Consider the following 21,752-nt stretch of genomic DNA (forward strand, 5'->3'; position numbering starts at 1 on the left):
CGTGCCTTTTGTCTCGTTAGAGTGTCAGTATGGGGAACGTATTTTCAGTACGGGCGAGCCCGCGGGTGAAGAGAAGTGTGCGTGCCGATGACAGCGTCTTTTCATCTATAGGTGAGGTCGTGATCATCAGGTCATCACCAACAAGTTCACAGCGGCTGGTAAAGCAGCCCGCTTCGGCGAGCGCCGCCGTCACCGCCTCTTCGTCAAGCTCACCCTCTTCGGCGCGTAGACGAAGGGCGTAGAGCCTCAATTCCTCGCCTCCCTCACGGACGGGCAGCGGGCGAAGCCGGTCAACCGGCGCGGTGAATACCGGCCCGCCATCCTTTCGGGCGAGGGAGACAATGTCTGAAGCAACCGCAGAGGCCGTGGCCCCTGCCCCGGCTCCGGGCCCGGTGAAGAGAAGCTCGCCCAGCGGGTCAGCGATAACCGCGACCGCATTGCCTGCGCCCTCCATTTTGGAGAAGGCATGCCCCGTGGCCACAAAAGTCGGGCTGACCGCCATCGTGATGTCATCGCCCGCGCGTTTGGCCTCGCCCACGAGTTTGATGACAAAGCCGAAGCGGCGCGCGAAACGGATATCATCAAGCGTGATGTTAGATATGCCGTGCACGGCGAATATATTGTTCTGCTCAGTGATGAGCTCCGGATTTACAGTCCCATCGAAGGCGAGCATGGCAAGGATCGCCAACTTCTGGGCCGCATCGATCCCGTCGACATCGAGCGAAGGATCGGCCTCGGCAAAGCCTGCTTCCTGTGCCTGCACCACCGCATCATCATAGGCGACGCCGTGATTGGCCATCTGGTCGAGAACGAAATTGCAGGTACCGTTCAGGATGCCGGAGACCGCCTCTACGCGGCAGGGCGCAAGGTTATCGCGCAGTGCCCGGACGATCGGCGTGCCTCCCGCGACCGCCGCCTCGAATTTGAGGGCACCGCCATTTTCTTCGGCCAACCGCGCCAGCTCCTCGCCATGCGCGGCGATAAGTGCCTTGTTTGCAGTGGCAACCGACTTGCCGGCTTTCAGTGCCGCCGTCACCGCCTCGCGGGCCGGACCTTCCGCGCCGCCCATCAGCTCGACAAATACATCTGTCCCCGGCGCTTCGGCCAGCGCCACGGGGTCGTCATACCAGTCATATGCGTCAATCGGGACAGCCCGCGCCTTGTTCTTGGTGCGCGCGGAGACGCCTGTGACCGCGATGTCAGACCCGATCATCCGGGCACGTCCATCTTCCGTCAGAAGCGATAAGAGCCCGCCGCCTACTGTACCGAGCCCTGCGATCCCAATTCGTAAAGTCAATCTGTCTTCCTCTTCCTCGCCAGTCTGGCGTCCCTGTCCCCTCGGACTTTACTGAGTTTCATTCTGCGACGGTTTGTTTGGGCTGACTGATGGCAGCACCGGCCGGTTCTGCGAGAGAAGCCCTTCGGCCTTCATCTGCGCCCGGTCGCGCTCGATCTGCGCCAGCAGACGCTCGGCCCGTCGCAAGAGGGCCTCTTCTTCAGGTGTCAGCCGGTCATCATCGATCTTTGCCCGCAATGCTGCCTGCTGGGCGAGGATCTGCGCGCGCTCCGCCTGCATCTCCGCCTTGGTCGGCAGTGCCGGCCCTTCAGAGGGCACGTCGTGAAGGTCAGGCGCCGAGGCCTCCCTTGCCTCAGCTAGGCGTGCCTCGATACGCTCTCCGATGAGCGGATTGGGCGGCTCGGTCAGGGCTGCCTCCTCCTCAGGTGAAGAAGCGCAGGCGACAAGAAGGAGCCCGAGGGGCAATATGGATAACAACCGCATGAAAACCTCGCCTCGCTCCGCGGAGAGCGATATGAGAGCCGAAAATCGCGCACAAGCTCTACGCCAGTGCGGTGCAACAAGGCAAGGAAACCCCCATGCCCGATGATCAACGCCCTTTGCCTGAGGACAATCAGGCTAAACCGAAGAAAAAGGCCGCTGCCAAGAAGAAAGCAGCGCCCAAAAAGCCTGCGGCGAAAAAGCCCGCCAAGACAGGCGCTACGAATAAGCTGGCCGATGAGGCAAAGAAAGCCGCATCAAAGCCCGCTGCTGCGCGTCAGAGTGAGCCTGCCTCATCTGAGAAAAAGGCGAAGTCCCGGGACAATGGTCCCGTCTACTCCGATATGAAGCGCTTCGCCGAATATATGGCGGAGATTAATGTCCGTACGCAGGAAATGCTGGAAGACGCAGTCGAACGCCATGCTGATCTTGGCCGCAAGGGCACCAGCCAGCCTGTTGATCCGCTGAACGTTTCCGAGGCTGGTCAGGAAGTCGCGACCGCCCTCTCCCAGAACCCGCTGCGTATGATGCAGCTGCAGCTTAATCTGTGGGAGAACTACACAAAGCTCTTCACTTCGACCTGCGAGAAAATGGCAGGGATGGATCCCAAACCCATCGCCCAGCCGCGCCCCGGCGACCGGCGCTTCAATCACGCGGCGTGGGAAGAAAACCCGATGCTTGATTTCATCAAGCAGTCCTACCTCCTCTTCGGAGAGTGGGTGAATTACGCGATCCAGAATGCCGAAGGGGTTGATGATTCAACCAAGCGCCGCGCCTATTTCCATGCCGACCAGTTCCTCGCCGCGATGTCGCCGACCAATGTGCCGGCGCTGAACCCTGACGTCATCGACGAGACCCTGAACACGCAAGGCAATAACTGGCTGGCCGGGTTCAAGAACTTCATGGAAGACCTTGAGCGCGGACATGGCGAACTGGCGATCACGCAGGCCGATCTCGATTTCTTCAAGGTCGGCCAGAACCTCGCCACGACACCCGGCAAGGTCGTTTATCAAAACGACCTAATGCAGCTGATCCAGTATTCACCGACCACGGAAGAAGTCGCCGAACGGCCGATCGTCATCTTCCCGCCCTGGATCAATAAATTCTACATCCTCGATCTGCAGCCTGAGAATTCCTTCATCAAATGGCTGGTTGATCAGGGCCGGACGGTGTTTCTCGTCTCTTGGGTAAACCCCGATACGCGGCTGAAGGACAAATCCTTCCCCGACTATATGCGCGAAGGGATCTTTGAGTCGCTCGAAGCCATTGAGCGGGCAACAGGCCTGCGCGAGGTCGACACCATCGGCTATTGCATTGGCGGCACGCTGCTCGCTGTTACCCTCGCCTATATGGCGGAAGTCGGGGACGACCGGATCAAGTCCGCAACTTTCTTTACATCGCAGATGGACTTCACCGAGGCAGGCGACCTCCTCCTCTTCGTGGACGACAAGCAGCTCCAGAACCTTGAGAAACAGATGGATGCCTCAGGCGGTGTCCTTGAAGGCTCAGCCATGGCGCGGACTTTCAACATGCTGCGGCCCAACGATCTGATCTGGTCGGCCTTTGTCGACAATTACTATCTGGGCAAGGAAGCCAAGAAGTTCGACCTTCTATTCTGGAACGCCGATGCGACGCGCATGACGCGAGCCTGTCACCTGTTCTACCTCAAAAATTTCTACAGGGACAATCTGCTCTCAAAAGGAGAGTTGGAGATCGAGGGCGTACCGATCAAACTTGATGCGGTCGACATCCCGATCTTCATGCAGGCCGGAGAGAAAGACCACATCGCACCGCCCAATTCCGTCTACCGATCAGCGCGGCTGTTCGACGGCGATGTGCGCTATATGCTGGCGGGCTCGGGCCATATTGCAGGCGTCGTCAATCCGCCAGCAAAGAAGAAATATCACTACAAGACCAATTCAGCGCTGCCTGAGTCCCTCGAGGATTGGGTGAAGGGTGCTGAGCATCATGAGCATTCATGGTGGCCCTACTGGATGGAATGGCTGTCCTCGCTATCGGACGGTACGGTGCCGGCGCGTATTCCAGGCGAAGGCGGGCTACCCGTCATCGAGGATGCGCCGGGCTCCTACGTGCTTGTTAAGAGCGATGATGCCTGAATGACACACCCCCGTTAACCTCTCATTAACCAGCCGGGATCAGATTAGTTAACGGCTGGTAAAACCAACGAGAGTCAGGGCGGCGTCATGCAGGTCTCACAACAGGCAACAACAAGAGAATTGCTCGAACGGCTTGCAGCAACAGAGCTGCGCCGCCGGTTGACGGCGGAACGGATTTTCCGCGAGTTGCGCAAGACTGGCGAGGAGCGCGACGGGCCGACATCTGACCTCTCACGGCTCTCACCGAGCCTCAGATAAAGCCAGGAAGAATGGTAGCGGATGGCCACAAAACCAGACGCTAAAATTCTCCTGAAACCGCTTGTGATCGAAATTCATCACAGTGCTGATGAGTTTATCACGATACCTTTCAACCAGATCACCCGTATTGAGATATTCAAGCGCGACATTCTGGTCACGGACCTGATCTGCAGCCAGATTTATTATCAGACGAATGGCGGGATCAGATCCGCCATCATCCATGAAGAGATGACGGGCTTCGATGAGGCACTTTCCCGAATCGCCAAATTTCCCGGTTTCATGACCGGGTGGCGCGACAGGGTCGTCCTGCCGCCCTTTGAGGAGAACAGGACGACTGTTTTCAGACGGGACGGCTAGTCGATCGGAATGAATTCCTGATCATCCGCCGGCGGCAAATGAAAGCGACCTTCGCCCCAATTGGCGCGCTTCCATTCTTCTTTGGCTGCCTCGATCCTCTCCTTTGAGGTTGCAACGAAATTCCACCAGATGTGGCGCGGACCATCGGCCACCGCGCCGCCAAAGATCAGCACGCGCGCCGGAGACTCATTGGCCTTGAGAGTAGCAGCACGGTTATGCCCAAGAATGGCGCATGTGCCCTCCTCATAGGTCTGCCCGCCGATCTCGACCTTCCCTTCCACCACATAGACCGCGCGGTCCTCATGATCATCCGGCATCGGAAGGGAGGTGCCCGCCGCAAGTTGGGCATCGAGATAGAGCGTATCGGTATAGGTCGTCGCGGGCGCGGTCTCGCCATAGGCTGTGCCAAGGATCACGCGGAGGCTCGCACCGCCCTCCTCGATCAAAGGCTGGGCGTCACTGGCGTGGTGCTCAAAAGCTGGCGCGATGTCTTCCTTACCTGCAGGCAGCGCCATCCAGGTCTGGATCCCGGCAAGGCGCCTATCCGTCTGCCGCGCCTCTTCCGGTGAACGTTCTGAATGGGTGATGCCGATCCCGGCTGTCATCAGATTGACCGCCCCCGGACGAATATCCTGGGTGTAGCCGAGACTGTCGCGGTGACGCAGCGACCCCTCATAAAGGTAGGTCACCGTCGCAAGGCCGATGTGCGGATGCGGGCGGACATCAATCGCCTCGCCCGGCGCGAAACCGGCAGGGCCGATCTGATCAAAAAAGATGAAGGGGCCGACCATCTGGCGCTCTTTTGAGGGCAGCGCCCGGCGCACCTCAAACCCGCCAAGATCGCGCGCGCGCGGGATCAAGACCGTCTCGACAGGTCCGTCGTGATCGATATCCGCGGGCGACAGGTCATCATGGTGGCTCATGGCGGGCTCCTTGTTTCCTTGCCGAAAACCTAGAGACCACCCTACCGCGCAACAATTGCGCTGGTCAGTAAAAGACTGTTGCGGCTGAGCTTACGCCCGCTTGCCCGCAAATCGCGCCCGAGCCTTCTCCGCCCCTATCAGTGCGAAGATCGGGCCCATTTCCGGGCCGTGCTCGGCCCCGGTCAGGGCCTTGCGCAGCGGCATGAAGAGCTTCTTCCCCTTGGCGCCTGTCTCAGTCTTCACCTTCTCGATCAGCGCCTGCCAGTCGGCTTCGGTGATCTCGCCTTGAGGGACAGCTGCGGCGGCAGCATCGGTGACAGCCTTGTCCTCATCATCGATGACAGGGTCGATCTCGCCCATCACGACATCGCGCCATTGTCCGATATCGGAGAATAGCTCGATATTGCCCTTGGCCGTTTCCCAAAGTTCCTGAGAGACACCGGCTTCTTCAAGCCGCTCTTCCATGCGCTCATAGGGCATCATGTGCAGGATCTTCGCATTGAGCTGGTGCAGCTCATCCATGTCGAAGCGGGCGGGCGCGCGGCCCATGCGGCCGAAATCAAATCCTTCAGCCATCTCCTCCATGGAGATGCGAGGCTCGATCGGATCCGATGTCCCGAGCCGTGAAAGGAGCGAGGTAATCGCTTCAGGCTCAAGCCCGGCTTCTCGCATGGCGGAGATCGAGAGCGAGCCCAAGCGTTTGGACAGCCCTTCCCCATCCTTGCCGACCAGCAGCGAATGGTGCGCAAAGCTCGGCATGATGCCATCGCCGCGGTATTCGATCAGGGCCCGGAAGACCTCAACCTGCGCGGCGGTATTGGTGACGTGATCCTCACCCCGGATGACGTGCGTGATGCCAAAATCGATATCATCGACGCAGGACGGCAGGGTGTAGAGGAACTGGCCGTCCTCACGGATCAGGACCGGGTCGGAAATCGTCGAGGTGTCGAGTTTCGTCTCCCCCCGGATGAGATCGTCCCATGAGACTTCCGAGCGCGACAGTTTGAAACGATAATGCGGCTTGCGACCCTCTTCTTCGAGGGCGGCGCGTTCATTCTCAGTCAGCTCAAGGGCGGCACGGTCATAGACCGGCGGCAGGCCACGGGCACGCTGCAACTTGCGTTTGCGGTCAAGCTCCTCAGCCGTCTCGTAGCAGGGATAGAGCAGACCCTCGCTCATCAGGTGATCGGCGACATCTTCATAGACGCCAAAGCGCTCTGACTGGCGCGCGAATTCATCATGGACAAGACCAAGCCAGGCGAGGTCTTTCTGGATAAGTTCCTCATACTCGACGGTCGAACGCTCCTTGTCCGTATCATCGGAACGCAGGAGGAAGCTGCCGCCCTCTTTCTTCGCAAAGAGCCAGTTGAAAAGCGCTGCGCGGATATTCCCTACATGCAGCTTGCCCGTCGGGGACGGGGCGAAGCGGACCTTGACCGTCATTTATGTTCTCTTGAATTTTTCAGCCGAAGCGGGGGTCTACTCCCCCCCGCACAGGAAGGCAAACACTGGCAACTATTCCGCCAGCTCATCAAGGATGAGGCGCCGCAGCTCACGGATCCGGTCAGCGTTGGCGCCGATATCGGACCGCCCGATGCGGGATTTCGAGCGGATGTCGATGACCGACCCCTCATCTGTCGGGCGAACGCGGATGACGACATCATCCCTGAAGCCGAACCAGCGCGTCGTGGCGGTCCCCTCGATCAGGCCGCGGCTCTTGTCCTTGGTCAAAAGCTCAAGCCCAATGGCGCGCGCTGCTTTCAGCGAAGCGTCAAAGGCGACATCGGCATCAACCGCGACCTCAATCGGCACGATGTCAGGATAGGCTTCGAGCTGTTGGGCGGTCTGTTCGGTGTCGTATTCTGCCGGGTTCATGCCCTCTTTGCGCATCGGTGCGGTCGAAACGAATACCGGTGGATCGCTGACATCTGTCGTAATGTCATGGATCGGGGGGACGTCCTGGGCTGTCTTGAACATCTGGATCGGCCCGAGCGCCATGGTGAGCGAGATGATACCGAAGGCAATGGCCGGGCCCATCAGGCCGCGGCGGCCCTTTATGAGGATGAAGACAGCGAGCAGGAGCTCAGCAGCAGCAGCGACGAGCAGCGCGATCAGGAGCCACCCAAGTGAGCGGTTCGCACCGACAAGCGTGCCGAACAGCGTTCCAAGGTCAATGGCGCCGGCGCGGAAACCGAGCGTCAGACCGCCATAGATCAGTGCGGGCAAGGCACCGGCAAACACCAGCGCAGGCAGCAGAAAACGCGGCATGGAAACTCCCTCATGAAACCCGTGCGCGCTTTCACGCGTCTGGTCAGGCCGATTTAGCCGGAAAATCCTTTAAGGGGAATGTGCGGTTATCCCGCGAGGGATCAGTCGAAGCTGATCTTCACGCCGATATAGTCGGCATTGTCGACGACCTTGTCGTCCCAGGTCGAAAATTTCGACCGGCGGTGGACATAGTTGAGTGACAGATCGGCGGTGCCGCGAGAGAGCAGGATCCCGGCCTCAAGATCACCCATGGTCAGGCTGTCAGAGACATCGACGGAATTCTGAAGGTCAAGAATGCCAGAGGGGCGCTCATCCCAGACAACACGGGTGCCGTCCGCGGCGGCGTACATGTACCAGCTGTTCTTGCCATCTTCGGATTCTTTAAGCTCACCGACCCGGATCTCACCCTTCACCCCGCGAAGGGTACAGGCGCCATCAAGACATTCAGCCAGCGCCGGGGAGAGATAAACCCCGATATCTGACTCATCGTTTTGGCCTTCGGAAGAGAAGGCGAAGCCGCCGGCATCGCAGTCACTCGGCACGCCGCGCAGCGCAAAGCTGGCACCGTCCCCGGCATAAGCTGCTGCACGATTCTGGAGCTGGTCTGAGGATGGACGCGCGTCAGAACAGGTTTTGTTGTTAGCAGAGAGAATGAGGTCGAATTCGTCCTTGCGAGGCAACAGCAAAAGGCCACCCTTGCCGTCTTCATCCGGAAGGAACAGCGCTGTTTGCGAAGCATGAGTGTCTTCGGAGGCGAGCCGACTCTGGGCTGGCGTCTCGACGGTCTCGTCATCTTCGAGGAGCATGACCTCGAAAAGCGGCCGCCATTGTTCTTCCTGCTGGCGCTTATGGTCTTCGAGAAGCTGGCTATAGTCGATATCGCTCTCGACAAGCTGCGCAGACGCAATACTCCCCGCCGCAAGGCAGGAAAGTCCAGCAATTACAGAGATGTATTTTCGCATGGCGAACATCTCAACGTCCAGCTTTCACGCTGGTTCCCTATAACACTGCCCCCGCAGCACCCCGGTTCTAGCAGACTCGGCACAAAAGTGCATGAGAAATCCACCAGAGACTTAATCCGGCATCTCAGGCGCAAGGATCGCGCCAGACGATGTCGTGAATGTGACCATATCAGGGCAGGGTTAATTTTCTGTGGGAATTAAGGCCAAACTTGACCCAAATGAGGCTAAAATGTGGCGGTCAGCCCGTATGCGTCGCCCGGAACATCATTAAGGCGGCAAAAGCCGAATAAAGAAGCATCAGCGAAACGATACGTATTGCGGCGCTGACGATGAACGGACGGATGTCCTGCCAGCTCGACTCGCGCGCTGTCTGCGCGACCGCTGCCGCAATCTCTCGCGACATTGCCGACATGTCCCGTCCAGCAAGGCCGAGGAGGAGTTTCTCGTGCCAGCCCGCCTCCTCCCTATTGTCGATCTCTTTGAGAACTTCCTCGAAGACCTGCGCGGCGACCAGTTCTGTCACTGCCCGTTTGGGGCGCGGCCCGTGCTTTTTGATCTCCATCGCGACTAGCCGCAGCGTGGGCCAGCTGGTGATCAGGTCATAAATGATGAAGCAGAGGATCGCCGCCGTCATGATGACTCGGAACCCCGCCCCCGGCAGATAGCCGCCCCAATGAACGAACCAGATCACCGACAGGATCAGCGCTTTGATGAGGACGCGGCGCATGAAGGCACGTGTGCCCGAGGTGACAACATGCCGTGCCTGCTCGCGGATCCGCTCACGGGCTTCGGCGGATGCGGTCTCGATGATGTTGGTCTTGCGCTTGTCGATTTCGCGCGCGACCGCCTTGCGGCCCACCGACACGCCGGTGGACAAAGCAGACAGGACGAGAAGCGCAGCACGGAACAATTGAGGGTCCTCAAAGAAAGCGACCTAGAGAGAGGTAGGACCGCCTGCACCGGAGGTCAAAGCAAGAGCTGGTAACCATTTGGGCGGGAATGTGGAGGCGCACCGCCATCGACTGGCCGCAAAACGGTTTTAGCCCATGGGCACGGTTAACCCTGTCGGGTGAAAAAATGAGGCCGCTGATGAATGTCCTGATTGCCCAGACCGATCCTGATCTAGCGCTCTCGCTTGCTGAACAGGTCGCCCGCGCCGGCGGCCGGGTGACGGGCATCGTCACGGGCGCTGATGCGGCCTTCGCGGTAATGGGTCGGGACCGGACGGCGGATATCATTTTTCTCGATGCTGCCCTCTCTGAAGAAGCCGATCATGCCGATCCGACCTTCCGTCAGCGGACGAAGGGGAAAGTCTGGCTCTGCGGCGCATTTGATCAGGCCCAGCCCGGCCAGTGGCGGGTCCTCAAAGATCAGGGCGGGGTTGACGAGATCCGGCTTGTTCTGATGGCGGCCCGGCATTTTGGCCGCAAACCGGCCGCGCTTCACTGATCAGCCGACGGCGGCGGCGAGCGCCGCATCAAGATCCGCCCAGAGATCGCCCTCATCTTCGAGCCCGATCGAGAAACGTGCCAGCGTCGGGGTGATCCCCGCTTCCAGCCGCGCTTCCGGCGCCATGCCCGCATGGGTCATGCTGTCCGGCAGGCAGACAAGGCTCTCAAAACCGCCAAGCGACTCGGCCAGCGTGATGACATCGAGCGCAGCAAGGAATTTATCCGTATCCGCATCAGATACCAGCTCTGCGCTCAGCATGGCGCCAAAGCCGTTCTGCTGGCGGGTGGCGACCTCATGGCCCGGATGGGATTTGAGCCCCGGATAATAGACCCGCGCAACGCGGGGGTCAGCATCGAGCCGTTCGGCCAGTGCGCCTGCCGTTGCCTGCTGGCGTTCCATCCGCACAGAAAGCGTTCTGATCCCGCGCAAGGTCATGAAGCTGTCAAACGGTGCGCCAATGACGCCCATACAGTTCGCCCACCAGGCTAGCTCCTCGCCCAAGCTCGCATCCTTCGCAACGACCGCGCCGCCGACAATGTCGCTATGGCCGTTGATATATTTCGTGGTCGAATGAATGACGATATCGCAGCCAAGCGCCAATGGCTGTTGCAAGACCGGCGACATGAAGGTGTTGTCGATGGCCGTCAGGGCTCCGGCTTTCTTTGCCCGCGCTACCACGTCTGCGATATCCGTGATCCGCAGCAGCGGGTTTGACGGTGTCTCAATCAGCACCATTTTTGGTGTACGCGCAAAAGCGGCATCGAGTGCTGCCTTGTCCGTCTGGTCGATGAACAGAACCTCGAAATGGTTCTTCTTTGCCAGCGCCGTCAGCAGGCGGTGCGTGCCGCCATAGCAGTCATGCGGCGCGATCAGGACATCGCCCGGTGATAAAATTGTCAGCGGCAGGCCGATGGCCGCCATGCCGGTCGCACAGACAATCCCCCTCGCCCCGCCTTCGAGTTCGGCGAGGGTCTCTTCCAGCAGGGCCCGCGTCGGATTGCCGGAGCGCGCGTAGTCGAAAGGTGGGCGGGTGGTCGCATCGTCCCAGCCGAATGTCGTTGAGAGATAAAGCGGCGGTGAGACCGCCTTATAGGCCGGGTCTTTGACGACCCCTGCGCGGCACAGCTCCGTTGACGGATTTTTCGGCTCTTTCGGAGAGGACATGTCCCATCATCCCTGTCGTCGCTGGCGCATATTGCGCCCGATCAAGGGGAAATGGCGTGTCGGGAATGGCCCTGAAAGTCAACTGAAGCGCGCGGCAGTTCTGCTGATGCGCCTTTGACTATTTCAGCGCGCGGGACATGTCCTTCAGATTGCCGTCATTGGCCACGGGCTCGACTCCGATGAGATGAGCGAGCAGTGGATAGACAGACGTATTCTCGAAGAGCTTGAGCGTCACCCCTTCGCGGAAGGCCGGACCATGCGCGATGAAGATCGCATGCATCAGAGGGTCGGCCGGATCATAGCCATGGTCGCCACCCGAATTACGCCAGACCGTCATGCCGGAGGACTCATATCGCCAACCCGTATCAGCAAGGCAGATGATCGCCGGAACGCGGGGGTGCGTGCCGTAAACGAACCGCGCGGGCAGCTCGCTTTTACGCCAGCATTCGGCATGGTCCTGACGCCCAAGCAGCGCCGCCTCAACCTCGTCCTTATGGGCCGGCTCCGGCATCACGCCGATGAAGGCACCGTTGAAGACGACACGGACTTTCTCCGGTGCGATGAGGTCATCAAGCGACGCGATCCGGTCATCGGCGATGGGCGCCATGCCGTGATCGGCAACGATGACGATATTCGTCGTCTCGGCAAGCCCGCGCGCCGCAAGCCCATCCATCAGCCGGCCGATGGCGGCATCGACCTGCGCCGCAGCGGAAGTCGTCTTTGGGCTCTCCGGCCCGTAAAGATGCCCTGCCGTATCGACGATGTCGAAATAGAGGGTCATGAATTCGGGTTGCTCCGCAGGCGGTTGATCGAGCCATGAGAGCACAAGGTCGACACGCGCGAAATCCGGCAGCTTCTGATCGAAATTCTCATAAATCCCCGGCCGTGTGTCGTGAATGACATAGTCCGAGCCCGGCCAGAACATGGTCGCAGACTTCACCCCCTGCTGTTCGGCGGTGACCCAGAGCGGCGTGCCGCCCTCCCACCAGTCAGGGTCCTCGGCGACTTTCCGGTCCCAGATCTGGAAGGTCTGACCCGGCTTTGAGGGGTCTTCCATCGTGTTGTTGATGACGCCGTGATGATCCGGAGTCAGACCGGTGATGAGCGTGTAATGGTTGGGGAAGGTCTTTGACGGGAAAGACGGCTGCATGACCCCGCGCGCGCCTTCTTCGGCCATAGCCAACATGACCGGCGTGGCGCCGCGATCAAGATAATCAGGCCGGAAGCCGTCAATCGAGATCAGGATCGTGCGGGTGCCGCTCGCGGCCTCCACGACAGGATCAGCGGCAGGCTCAGGTGTGGAGGCACATGCCGCAGCCGCCAGCATAAGCCCGATGAGGCAGAGATTTTTCAGATCGCGCATGGGGCTCACTAACTCAGTTTTGTGACGATGGCATCACGGGCGCTCAGCGGCCCGGTCCGGGAACGGCGGCACACGGGTCGCCATACATGGCGCCCTGGTCGATGCAGAAGAATGCCCAGTCGCCGGGGCTCGCGGGCTTGTCGCCCTTATTATCACCCAGATAGGCGATGATCTCGACACCGGGGTAGCCCTGCACCGCGAGGAGTGGCGGCACGAGGTCATAGCGGGCATCCTTGGCGCTGACCCCATCGGGGCGCGCGCGGGTCATCAGAACACGGAAGTCCTCTCCCCGCTTGAGACCAAGCGCCGCAAGATTGTTCTCGGTCGCCAGCTGCTCCTTGTCCGAGCGGTTGGTGACAAAGGCGACATGGCCGCCGGCGTCATTCACCGCTTCGAGAAAGCTCGCGACACCGGGGACCAGTGTCGCCGCCTCTTCTTGCGTCCATTCATACCAGCTCTCAGGGGTGTAGCCCTCGCCCAGCTCCTCACGGGCAATCTGGTAGGCGACATTGTTGATCACGGTCTCATCAAGATCGAGCACCACGGCCCAGCCTTTGGGCGGCAGTCCCGCCGCGGCTTCAAGCACATAACTTGTGGCCCCCGCATAGACGGCCTCGGCCTCTTCGGCCCAGCCCTCATTCGCCGCGACCCATGCCGTCTCGGGCTTCAACTCGACAGACGGCCCCGGCGCTTCAGTTGTGGCGCAGGCCGCAAGAACACCCGTCAGGGCAAGGATCAACATCCGCATCGTCTTCATCTCCCAGAATTGCTCCCCAGCCTATTCCCACTCGATTGTGCCGGGAGGTTTGGAGGTCACATCATAGGTGACGCGGTTGATGCCGCGCACCTCATTGATGATACGCGTTGCCGTCCGCGACAGGAAGTCATGGCTGAAAGCATAGCTGTCCGCTGTCATTCCGTCGGTCGAGGTCACCGCACGCAAGGCCAGCACCCAGTCATAGGTACGCTCATCGCCCATCACGCCGACCGTCCGTACCGGGAGGAGAACGGCGAAAGCCTGCCATATCTCGTCATAGAGACCCTCTTTGCGGATCTGGTCGAGATAGATCGCATCCGCCTTGCGGAGGATATCCGCCTTTTCCTTGCTGACCGCACCAGGAATGCGGATCGCAAGCCCCGGGCCCGGAAAGGGGTGCCGGCCGACAAAGGCTTCGGGCAGGCCAAGCTCCCGGCCCAGTGCCCGCACCTCGTCCTTGAAGAGCTCGCGCAAGGGTTCGACGAGCTTCATGTTCATGCGCTCGGGCAGGCCGCCGACATTATGGTGCGATTTGATCGTGACCGAGGGGCCGCCATCGAAGCTGACGCTTTCAATCACATCCGGGTACAGCGTACCTTGCGCAAGGAAATCCGCGCCGCCGATTTTCTTTGCCTCTTCCTCGAAGACATCGATGAAGGTGCCGCCGATAATCTTGCGTTTGCGCTCGGGATCATCAACGCCGTCGAGCTTGCCGAGGAACAGATCCTCCGCCTCCACATGAACCAGCGGGATATTGTAATGCCCCCGGAAGAGCGAGACGACTTCTTCGGCTTCGCCTGCCCGCATCAGGCCGGTATCGACAAAAACGCAGGTCAACTGGCTGCCGATCGCTTCATGGATCAGGACCGCAGCGACGGCGGAATCAACACCGCCGGAGAGCCCGCAGATCACCCGGCCATCGCCGACCTGATCACGGATCTTCGCGGTCATCTCCTCACGGAAGGCCGCCATGGTCCAGTCGCCGTGACAGCCGCAGATGTTCCGGGTGAAGTTCGAGAGGAGCCGCGCACCATCTAGGGTGTGCACGACCTCCGGGTGGAACTGGACGCCGTAGACGCTGCGCGCCTCATCGGCAATTGCCGCATACGGAGCAGATGGCGTGATCGCGATCGGATGAAAGCCCTCGGGAAGTTCGACAACGCGGTCGCCATGGCTCATCCAGACCGGATATTTGCCGCCTTTCGCCCAAAGCCCTTGGAACAGCGGGCTTGATTCAACGACCTCGACTTCGGCCCGGCCGAATTCGCGATGATCAGCGGTTTCAACTTCCCCGCCAAGCTGCGCAACGATGGTCTGCTCGCCATAGCAGATGCCAAGGATCGGCACGCCGAAGGTGAAGACTTCTTCAGTCGCGCGGGGGCTTGTTTCAATCCGTGTACTGGCAGGCCCACCCGAGAGGATGATCCCCTTGGGGCCGTAATCGGCAAGGAAGGCCGCATCGACCAGATTGAAGGGATGGATTTCGCAATAAATCCCGTCTTCGCGCAGGCGCCGGGCGATCAGCTGGGTGACCTGGCTGCCGAAGTCGATGACCAGAATGCGTTCGTGATGGCGGGAGGGGTCGGGCGTCGTGTGTTCCATGTCGCGGTCTAGTCCCGTCCGCGAAAGGGCTCAAGTCCCGGCAGGCAATGAAGACTAACTAGAGGCGAGCGTCGATTTTCGGCAGCTCTGAGATCTTGCCGGAGCGGAGCAAGGAGGTCACCGCCTGCGCCGCCTTTTGGATCGACTCCCGGATGCGGCCCTCAATGACGGCGGGATCTTCGCCTTCATCGTCGTCTTCTGCCCCCTCCGCGACTGAGGCGATGCGGGTCACAAGCTGGCGTAGGCTCTCAAGAAACTCATCATGCGATTTCGATTTGGAATCGCTGACCTCCACGTCCTCGATATCGAGCTTGAGGGCGTCGAGGGTCTCCTCGCGTTCAGCTTTTATCTGATCGATCTGCGCAAGGAGGTCCGATTTGAGCTGCGCCCGGACGGCTTCGGGATCGGGAACATCCGGCGGTGCCTCCGGCGCCGGTTGCTGGCTCAGGACCTTCTGGGCAGCGGCTTTAAGGGCATTGGCCGTGCTCTCAGGCGAATAGGATGAGGAAATCGCATTGCTGCTGAGGGATTTGACGCTCGCCGAATAGGCCGAGACCGCGCGGTCGAGCCGCGCAAGGATGTCCTCGGCCGCACGAGCGGCGGCTTCGGGGTCAATCACTTTGAGGAATTTGAGGGCTTCAAGCTCGGTTTCCGCGCGGGTCATCTCACGCTGGAGTGTCGCCTGCGCACGGGAGAGCTTGGCTGCGGGATCGGTCATCCGGTCGAGGGTCTCAGCGATGGAGGCCATCGCCTTGGTTTTCTCCTCGATCGCCTCGCTTTCGCGGGTGCTGGCCGTCAGGAGTTCCGTCAGGCCGCCCGGCTTGGAGGTAGCCGAGAACAGGCTGAGAGTCGCCGAATTGCCGAAACCGTTGATCATGCGGGTTATCCTGCCAGAGGGCTGGCAGGATTTTCTCGCGTTTATCTGAAGGAAGGCTTACCGCCCGCCTCAGCCGCAATAGACGCGGGTGACATTGCCGTCTTCATCGACATCGATATTGAGCCGGTCGAGGCGGTAATCCTTGGTCACCATGTCGCCGGGATGAATGATCCGGGCATTGAGGTCATCGGGCAGCGTGACGGCTGCAATCGGGCTGCCGACAAGGCTCTGATAATCCGCAGCGCCGCATTCATCGACGGGCTCATCCTTTGGCGTGTAATCATGATCATCATCATTATCGACGATGATGACGCAGGCCGAGAGAGCCATGGCGGCGACGGGCAGAAGGGCGAAATTGAATAGGCGCATCGGTCGTTCCCCGGATGGTTGCTCCCTTTCTATATGCGCATCCGCCGCACGACCCCAAGGGGGACGGAGGACAGAATCTCGGCTAGCGTAGCTATCGTCCTGAATTCGGAGATCCAGATGCGCGCACTATTCCTGCTGATCCTTGCCGTTGCCGGCCTGACCGCCCCCGCCGCTGCCGAAACGGTCTATCTGACCGCCGGACGGATGCTGGATGTCAAAACCGGCCGCTATGTCGAGAACCCGGCGATCCTGATCACCGATGGGACGATCATGGAGATCGGCACGCAAGGCGCTCTTACCGCCCCGGCGAATGCAGAAGTAATCGACCTGCCCGGCCACACGCTGCTGCCGGGGTTCATCGACATGCACACCCACCTGACCGGCAAAGCGACTCTTCATGGCTATCGCCGTCTTGGGGTCAGCTCTGGCGACAAGGCGGTGACCGCCATCGTCAATGGCGAGAAGACGCTCGCCGCTGGGTTCACCACGGTACGGAACCTTGGCAGCGGCGGCTATGAAATTACCTCCGTACGCGACGCGATCAATCGGGGCGAGATTGATGGCCCACGGATCTTCGCGGCCACGGTCTCGCTAGGCGGCACGGGCGGACATTGCTCTGACAATAACCTCCTGCCGCCCGAGGCCGAAGCCGTTGGCGAAGGCGTTGCCGACGGCCCATGGGCGTTGCGCGCGAAAGTCCGCCAGAACATCAAATATGGCGCCGACCTGATCAAGATCTGCTCGACGGGCGGCGTTCTCTCGAAAGGCACGATCCCCGGCGTTCAGCAGATGACGGAGGAAGAAATCCGCGCCGTCGTTGAGGAAGCCCATATGCGGGGGCTGAAAGTCGCCTCGCACTCGCACGGCACCGAAGGCATCAAGGCCGCGATCCGTGGCGGCGTCGACACGATCGAGCATTCAAGCTTCCTTGACGACGAGGCGATCCGGCTGGCGAAACGCCACGGCACGGCCCTCTCGATGGATATCTACAACACGGAATATATCTTAGGCGAAGGCGAGAAGGCCGGGATGCTCGAGGAATCGCTTGCCAAGGAACGCGTTGTCGGCGGCCGCCAGCGCGAGAGCTTCACCCGCGCAGTCGAGGCCGGGGTCACGGTCGTCTTCGGCTCTGATTCTGCCGTTTATCCGCATGGCGATAATCCCAAGCAGTTCTCCCGCATGGTCCGCTTCGGCATGACCGAGCTGCAGGCGATCCGCGCCGCAACGATCACAGCCGCAGAAGTCCTCGGCCAGGGCGAATGGCTGGGCCAGATCACGCCGGGCTATGCCGCCGATATCGTCGCGGTGACTGGCGATCCGCTGGAGGACATCACGGCCCTTGAGGGTGTTGATTTCGTGATGAGGGACGGGAAGGTCTACAAAGACGCCCGCTAACGTAACGGCGCCATTTGCCCGGCGCGGCAGGACCGGCTAGTCCTGCCGCTTCGATTCCCGTGGCAGGATTTCAGGGCGGCAAATGGGGCACCCCAAGTCAAAAAGACTGGATATTCAGGGCCTTCGCGCGATTGCGGTGCTGGCCGTCGTCCTCTTTCACGGGCTGGGCAGCGCCCTGCCCGGCGGGTTTACCGGCGTCGATGTCTTCTTTGTCGTCTCGGGCTATCTGATCACCGGGATCCTTCTGCGCCCGATGGAAGAAGGCCGGTTCTCGATCCTCGATTTCTACCGACGGCGGGTGCGGCGGCTGTTCCCCGCGCTCTATACGGTGATGGCCTTCACGCTTCTTGGCGGGCTGATCCTGTTCCCGCCGACGCTGCTGATTGAACTCGTCGAGTCGCAATTCTTCACGACGCTGTTTGTCTCGAATTTCTATTTCCTCGACCAGACCGATTATTTTGATCTGCAGGCGGAGTTGATGCCGCTTCTGCACACTTGGTCCCTGGGGGTGGAGGAACAGTTCTATCTTCTTTTCCCACCACTGCTCTGGGCGCTTCACCGTTTTGCTAAACCGATGATGTGGCAAGTGCTGGCGGGGCTCGCAGTTCTTTCGCTCGTTGCGTCCCAACGCTGGGTGATGACCGATGGCGATGTTGCTTTTTATCACCCCGCCTCCCGCGCGTTTGAGTTGCTCATCGGATCGCTCTGTGTGTTGATCGACCGCAAGGGATGGGTCAGCGGGCTTAGCCAACGCGTTCTCGGCGCAGCAGCCCTGCCCGGCATGGCGGTCAGCTTCCTGTTCGTTTCTGCGGGTTCGCCCTTTCCGGGGGTGCTCGCCCTCCTGCCTTGCCTGTCGACCGCAGCACTGCTTGTCTCCAAAGATGCATTCGCAAACAGGCTGATCTCGAATGGCCCGATGGTGTGGGTCGGCGATATCTCCTACTCCCTCTATCTCTGGCACTGGCCGCTGCTGGTCTTTGCCAAATTCATGTTTCCCGGCTCGATGCTGGCGATCCTCATCGCGATCATCCTTGCCTTTGGGGCGGCGGGCGCTTCCTACCGGTTCATTGAGCAGCCTTTCCTACGCTCGAAACAGCGCTTCATCCTGCCCAAAGGCGTCATCGCTATGGCAGGGTCGGTCGCCATTGCCTTACCAATCTATCTCAATGATGGTGTACCCGGACGGTTCTCGCCGGAGCTGCAGGCCTATCTTGCCGCCTCTCAGGATTACAATCCCGATCGGCCCCGCTGTCACATGCGCTCGGACCGCCCCATCCCTTACGCGGACACATGCGTCTATGGCGCCGAAGACACCCCTGCCTCGGTCGCGATCTGGGGCGACAGTCACGGCACGGAGCTCGCCATGATGCTGGGCGAGGAGCTCGCCGATAATGGCCGCGCCGTGCGCTCGATCACCATGTCGGGGTGCCCGGCCAGCATGAGCCGCTATGAGCTCTGCAATGCCCAGATCGCCTCGACCCTCGCGGCGATGAAAGCGGATCCGGCGATGAAGACGATTCTTCTCGTTTCAAACCTTCATGGGTCGGATGATTTTGCCATGGACACGATTGCCGGGCTGAAGCGGACCGCTCTCGATCTTAAATCCGCTGGCAAACAAGTCGTCTTCGTCTATCCGATCCCGACCATGGATTTCGACCCGCCGTCGAAACTCGCGCTCGACGTTCGCGCCGGCGGTGCGCCTGAGAATTCCGGCATCTCCCGGCAACGGTATGAGCAGAAAAGCGGCCATCTGGCGCGCGACCTTGCGCAGTTTGTGGCGGAGAATGGCCTGATCGGCGTCAGCCCGGCGGGTCTCTTCTGTGATGAAGAGAAATGCCGGGTCTATAGCGACGGCGTCGGAGTTCTTTATTACAATCAAGGACATCTGAGCCTCAAAGGCGCAAGGCTCCTCGCGGTGGAAGTCGAACGCGCGCTCGAAGACGCAAGCCAAGGCACCGCTTCTCCCTCCAGCGCCGCCATCCGCTAATTTCCACAATTGGCAAATCCCGGAGTCTCGGGTTACGCTTGGCCCCGAACGAACGGGGGATCCCATGACGAAAGCACTCTTCACCGGGCTTGCGGCCCTGATCGCCATTGGCGGCGCAGCTTCTGCGCAGGACGTCTTCCCGAAGGTCAATCCCGGGGAATGGGAATATGTCGCAAAGACAAAAGTGAATGTCGTCAGCAATGGCGTGCCCATCGCCATCCCGGAACAAGTCAGTACAGAAGTCAAATGTGTGACGGCGGAAGAAGCCGATCTAAAACCCGATGAAGATGATCTCGAGGAAGGCTGCACCATTCTGGGGGTTCAGTCAGATGCGACCTTTGTGAACATGCAGGTGTCTTGCATCTCCAACGGCCAGAAGATCGACGGCTCTGTTGAGACAAAGGTGCATGACGCAGGCAACCGGATCCACACTGTCTTCAGTGCCAAGGGCGGAGATGCCGCAACGCAGCTCGACATCAATGCCGTGGTCACCGGCGAGCGCAAAGGTGCGTGCACAGAGTAAAGAACCGCTCACATTCGAATATGAAAACGCCCACGTGACCGAATCGTCGCGTGGGCGTTTTGGTATTCGCTTGGCCGAATGGCTGCCGGATCAGAGATCCAGCAGCAGGCGTTGCGGATCTTCGAGATTCTCTTTCACGCGGACGAGGAAGGTCACCGCACCTTTGCCGTCGACAATGCGATGATCATAGCTCATCGCGAGATACATCATGGGACGGACGACCACCTGGTCATTGATGACCACGGGGCGTTTCTCGATCCGGTGCATCCCCAGAATGCCCGATTGCGGCATGTTGAGGATTGGCGTTGAGAGCAGCGAGCCATAAATGCCGCCATTGGTGATGGTAAAGGTGCCGCCCTGCATCTCTTCCATGGTCAGCGTGCCTTCACGGCCACGGCGACCGAAATCGGCGATGTCCTTCTCGATCTGTGCGAGGGACTTCTGATCCGCATCGCGCAAGACGGGCACGACGAGGCCTTTCTCTGTCCCCACCGCGATGCCGACATCGTAATGGTCTTTGTAGATGATGTCCGTGCCGTCGATCTCAGCATTGACGTCAGGGATTTCGCGGAGCGCGTGGCAGCAGGCTTTGACGAAGAAGGACATGAAGCCGAGCTTGACGCCATGCTTTTTCTCGAAAAGCTCTTTATACTGAGAGCGTGTTTCCATCACCGCCGTCATATCGACATCGTTGAAGGTGGTGAGCATTGCCGCCGTGTTCTGACTTTCTTTCAGGCGGCGCGCGATAGTCTGGCGCAGGCGGGACATTTTCACCCGCTCTTCCCGCGGGCCAAGGTCACGCGGGGCCGCCGGTTTGGCTTGCGCAGGTGCCTGGGCGGCATCGCCGCCACTCTTCACATAAGCGAGGGCATCACCCTTGGTGATGCGGCCATCTTTGCCCGTGCCGGTGATGCCAGCGGGGTCAACGCCATGTTCCTTGACGACGCGTTCGGATGCCGGGGTCAGCTTCGCGGCGCTCGCAGATGAGCTGCTCTGCGCCGGGGCCGCCGGTTTGGCGGGCGCCGAGGCCGGCACATCGTCCGAGGTCGAAATAATCGCGAGTACCGTACCCGGGGTGACAGTCGCGCCTTCGTCAAAGCGGATTTCCTTGACGATGCCGCTGACCGGAGACGGCACATCGACGGCTGCCTTGTCGGTTTCAAGGCTGAGCAGCGTGTCGTCCTGGCTGACCTGATCACCGACCTTCACCAGCCATTCGCCGATATCGGCTTCGGTTACGCTCTCGCCCGAAGACGGGGCGACGACTTCAATCTCTTCGCCTGCGGAGGAACCGGCAGCGCTTGAGGCCGCAGCAGCCTTGCCGTTGCCATTGGCCGAGCCATTGGATTTTGCCGAGCCTGCGCCCTCTTCGAGCTGCGCGAGCAGCGCGTCGAGCTCGACCGTGTCGCCTTCCTGCGCTGCGATCTTGATGATCGTTCCAGCGGACGGGGCCGGTACATTCACTGAGACTTTGTCGGTCTCAAGTTCAACGACCGGATCGTCGGCGTTGACGGTATCGCCTTCCTTGACCAGCCACTGGCCGACGGTCGCTTCGGTCACGCTTTCGCCGAGGGTGGGGACGCGGATGTCAGTCATTTCTG

Annotated in this window: 21 protein-coding genes; 7 read left to right on the top strand and 14 right to left on the bottom strand. The window is 60.3% G+C overall.

What is annotated here, in order from left to right; translation table 11 throughout:
• Window positions 1-16: 16 nt before the first annotated feature.
• Both DX908_RS01975 and DX908_RS01980 read right to left on the bottom strand, forming a co-directional pair.
• Entirely contained in the window at window positions 17-1,297 is a 1,281-nt protein-coding gene (locus tag DX908_RS01975) for a homoserine dehydrogenase (protein ID WP_116390782.1), read from the bottom strand.
• Window positions 1,298-1,345: 48 nt separating this feature from the next.
• Window positions 1,346-1,780: a hypothetical protein gene (locus tag DX908_RS01980; protein ID WP_147303697.1), complete on the bottom strand. Its 435-nt coding sequence runs from the start codon at window positions 1,778-1,780 to the stop codon at window positions 1,346-1,348.
• A 95-nt stretch (window positions 1,781-1,875) separates the two neighbouring features.
• Here DX908_RS01980 and DX908_RS01985 point away from each other — a divergent pair, with 95 nt between their 5' ends.
• From DX908_RS01985 to DX908_RS01990, 3 genes are all read left to right on the top strand, one after another.
• Window positions 1,876-3,894 (top strand): PHA/PHB synthase family protein, encoded by a 2,019-nt coding sequence (locus tag DX908_RS01985; RefSeq protein WP_116390784.1) that lies wholly within the window; start codon window positions 1,876-1,878, stop codon window positions 3,892-3,894.
• Between the two features lie 87 nt (window positions 3,895-3,981).
• Window positions 3,982-4,152 carry a hypothetical protein gene (locus tag DX908_RS16220; protein ID WP_158548427.1) on the top strand — a complete coding sequence of 57 codons (171 nt, stop codon included), beginning with the start codon at window positions 3,982-3,984 and terminating at the stop codon, window positions 4,150-4,152.
• 21 nt (window positions 4,153-4,173) lie between these two features.
• Window positions 4,174-4,509 carry a hypothetical protein gene (locus DX908_RS01990; RefSeq protein WP_116390785.1) on the top strand — a complete coding sequence of 112 codons (336 nt, stop codon included), beginning with the start codon at window positions 4,174-4,176 and terminating at the stop codon, window positions 4,507-4,509.
• Here DX908_RS01990 and DX908_RS01995 read toward each other — a convergent pair.
• From DX908_RS01995 to DX908_RS02015, 5 genes are all read right to left on the bottom strand, one after another.
• Window positions 4,506-5,432: a pirin family protein gene (locus tag DX908_RS01995; RefSeq protein WP_116390786.1), complete on the bottom strand. Its 927-nt coding sequence runs from the start codon at window positions 5,430-5,432 to the stop codon at window positions 4,506-4,508. The two genes, DX908_RS01990 and DX908_RS01995, sit on opposite strands and share 4 nt — an antisense overlap.
• Window positions 5,433-5,522: 90 nt before the next feature.
• Complete coding sequence (gene gltX, locus DX908_RS02000) at window positions 5,523-6,875, bottom strand: glutamate--tRNA ligase (protein ID WP_116390787.1); 1,353 nt, start codon at window positions 6,873-6,875, stop codon at window positions 5,523-5,525.
• A gap of 72 nt (window positions 6,876-6,947) precedes the next feature.
• Complete coding sequence (locus tag DX908_RS02005) at window positions 6,948-7,700, bottom strand: DUF1499 domain-containing protein (protein WP_116390788.1); 753 nt, start codon at window positions 7,698-7,700, stop codon at window positions 6,948-6,950.
• Window positions 7,701-7,801: 101 nt separating this feature from the next.
• Window positions 7,802-8,662 (bottom strand): hypothetical protein, encoded by an 861-nt coding sequence (locus DX908_RS02010; RefSeq protein WP_147303698.1) that lies wholly within the window; start codon window positions 8,660-8,662, stop codon window positions 7,802-7,804.
• Between the two features lie 238 nt (window positions 8,663-8,900).
• Window positions 8,901-9,572 (bottom strand): hypothetical protein, encoded by a 672-nt coding sequence (locus DX908_RS02015; protein WP_116390790.1) that lies wholly within the window; start codon window positions 9,570-9,572, stop codon window positions 8,901-8,903.
• 179 nt (window positions 9,573-9,751) lie between these two features.
• Here DX908_RS02015 and DX908_RS02020 point away from each other — a divergent pair, with 179 nt between their 5' ends.
• Window positions 9,752-10,111, top strand: a complete 360-nt coding sequence (locus DX908_RS02020; protein ID WP_116390791.1) for a response regulator — start codon at window positions 9,752-9,754, stop codon at window positions 10,109-10,111.
• On the opposite strand, the gene metB is transcribed toward DX908_RS02020, so the two are convergent.
• From metB to DX908_RS02050, 6 genes are all read right to left on the bottom strand, one after another.
• Window positions 10,112-11,278, bottom strand: coding sequence for a cystathionine gamma-synthase (gene metB, locus DX908_RS02025; RefSeq protein ID WP_116390792.1), 1,167 nt, complete (start codon window positions 11,276-11,278; stop codon window positions 10,112-10,114).
• A 118-nt stretch (window positions 11,279-11,396) separates the two neighbouring features.
• Complete coding sequence (locus DX908_RS02030) at window positions 11,397-12,641, bottom strand: alkaline phosphatase family protein (protein ID WP_116390793.1); 1,245 nt, start codon at window positions 12,639-12,641, stop codon at window positions 11,397-11,399.
• A 43-nt stretch (window positions 12,642-12,684) separates the two neighbouring features.
• On the bottom strand, window positions 12,685-13,389 hold the full coding sequence (locus DX908_RS02035; RefSeq protein ID WP_158548428.1) for an HAD family acid phosphatase: 705 nt from the start codon (window positions 13,387-13,389) through the stop codon (window positions 12,685-12,687).
• 30 nt (window positions 13,390-13,419) lie between these two features.
• The gene (gene guaA / locus DX908_RS02040; protein WP_116390795.1) at window positions 13,420-15,000 is read right to left on the bottom strand and encodes a glutamine-hydrolyzing GMP synthase; all 1,581 of its coding nucleotides are present in this window, start codon (window positions 14,998-15,000) and stop codon (window positions 13,420-13,422) included.
• A gap of 58 nt (window positions 15,001-15,058) precedes the next feature.
• A complete protein-coding gene (locus tag DX908_RS02045; RefSeq protein WP_116390796.1) occupies window positions 15,059-15,877 on the bottom strand; it encodes a hypothetical protein in 819 nt (272 codons plus the stop codon).
• Window positions 15,878-15,946: 69 nt separating this feature from the next.
• A complete protein-coding gene (locus DX908_RS02050) occupies window positions 15,947-16,246 on the bottom strand; it encodes an I78 family peptidase inhibitor (RefSeq protein ID WP_116390797.1) in 300 nt (99 codons plus the stop codon).
• Window positions 16,247-16,363: 117 nt separating this feature from the next.
• Between DX908_RS02050 and DX908_RS02055 the strand changes: the two genes are divergently transcribed.
• The 3 genes from DX908_RS02055 to DX908_RS02065 all read left to right on the top strand — a co-directional run bounded on the left by DX908_RS02055 (window position 16,364) and on the right by DX908_RS02065 (window position 20,151).
• Window positions 16,364-17,641 (top strand): Xaa-Pro dipeptidase, encoded by a 1,278-nt coding sequence (locus DX908_RS02055; RefSeq protein WP_147303699.1) that lies wholly within the window; start codon window positions 16,364-16,366, stop codon window positions 17,639-17,641.
• An 82-nt stretch (window positions 17,642-17,723) separates the two neighbouring features.
• The gene (locus DX908_RS02060) at window positions 17,724-19,628 is read left to right on the top strand and encodes an acyltransferase family protein (protein ID WP_116390798.1); all 1,905 of its coding nucleotides are present in this window, start codon (window positions 17,724-17,726) and stop codon (window positions 19,626-19,628) included.
• A gap of 64 nt (window positions 19,629-19,692) precedes the next feature.
• Window positions 19,693-20,151, top strand: coding sequence for a DUF3617 domain-containing protein (locus DX908_RS02065; protein ID WP_116390799.1), 459 nt, complete (start codon window positions 19,693-19,695; stop codon window positions 20,149-20,151).
• A 90-nt stretch (window positions 20,152-20,241) separates the two neighbouring features.
• Here the strand turns inward: DX908_RS02065 and odhB are convergent, their stop codons facing one another.
• Window positions 20,242-21,747, bottom strand: a complete 1,506-nt coding sequence (gene odhB / locus DX908_RS02070; RefSeq protein WP_116390800.1) for a 2-oxoglutarate dehydrogenase complex dihydrolipoyllysine-residue succinyltransferase — start codon at window positions 21,745-21,747, stop codon at window positions 20,242-20,244.
• Window positions 21,748-21,752: the final 5 nt, after the last annotated feature.

The organism is Parvularcula marina (assembly GCF_003399445.1).
Lineage (GTDB): Bacteria > Pseudomonadota > Alphaproteobacteria > Caulobacterales > Parvularculaceae > Parvularcula > Parvularcula marina.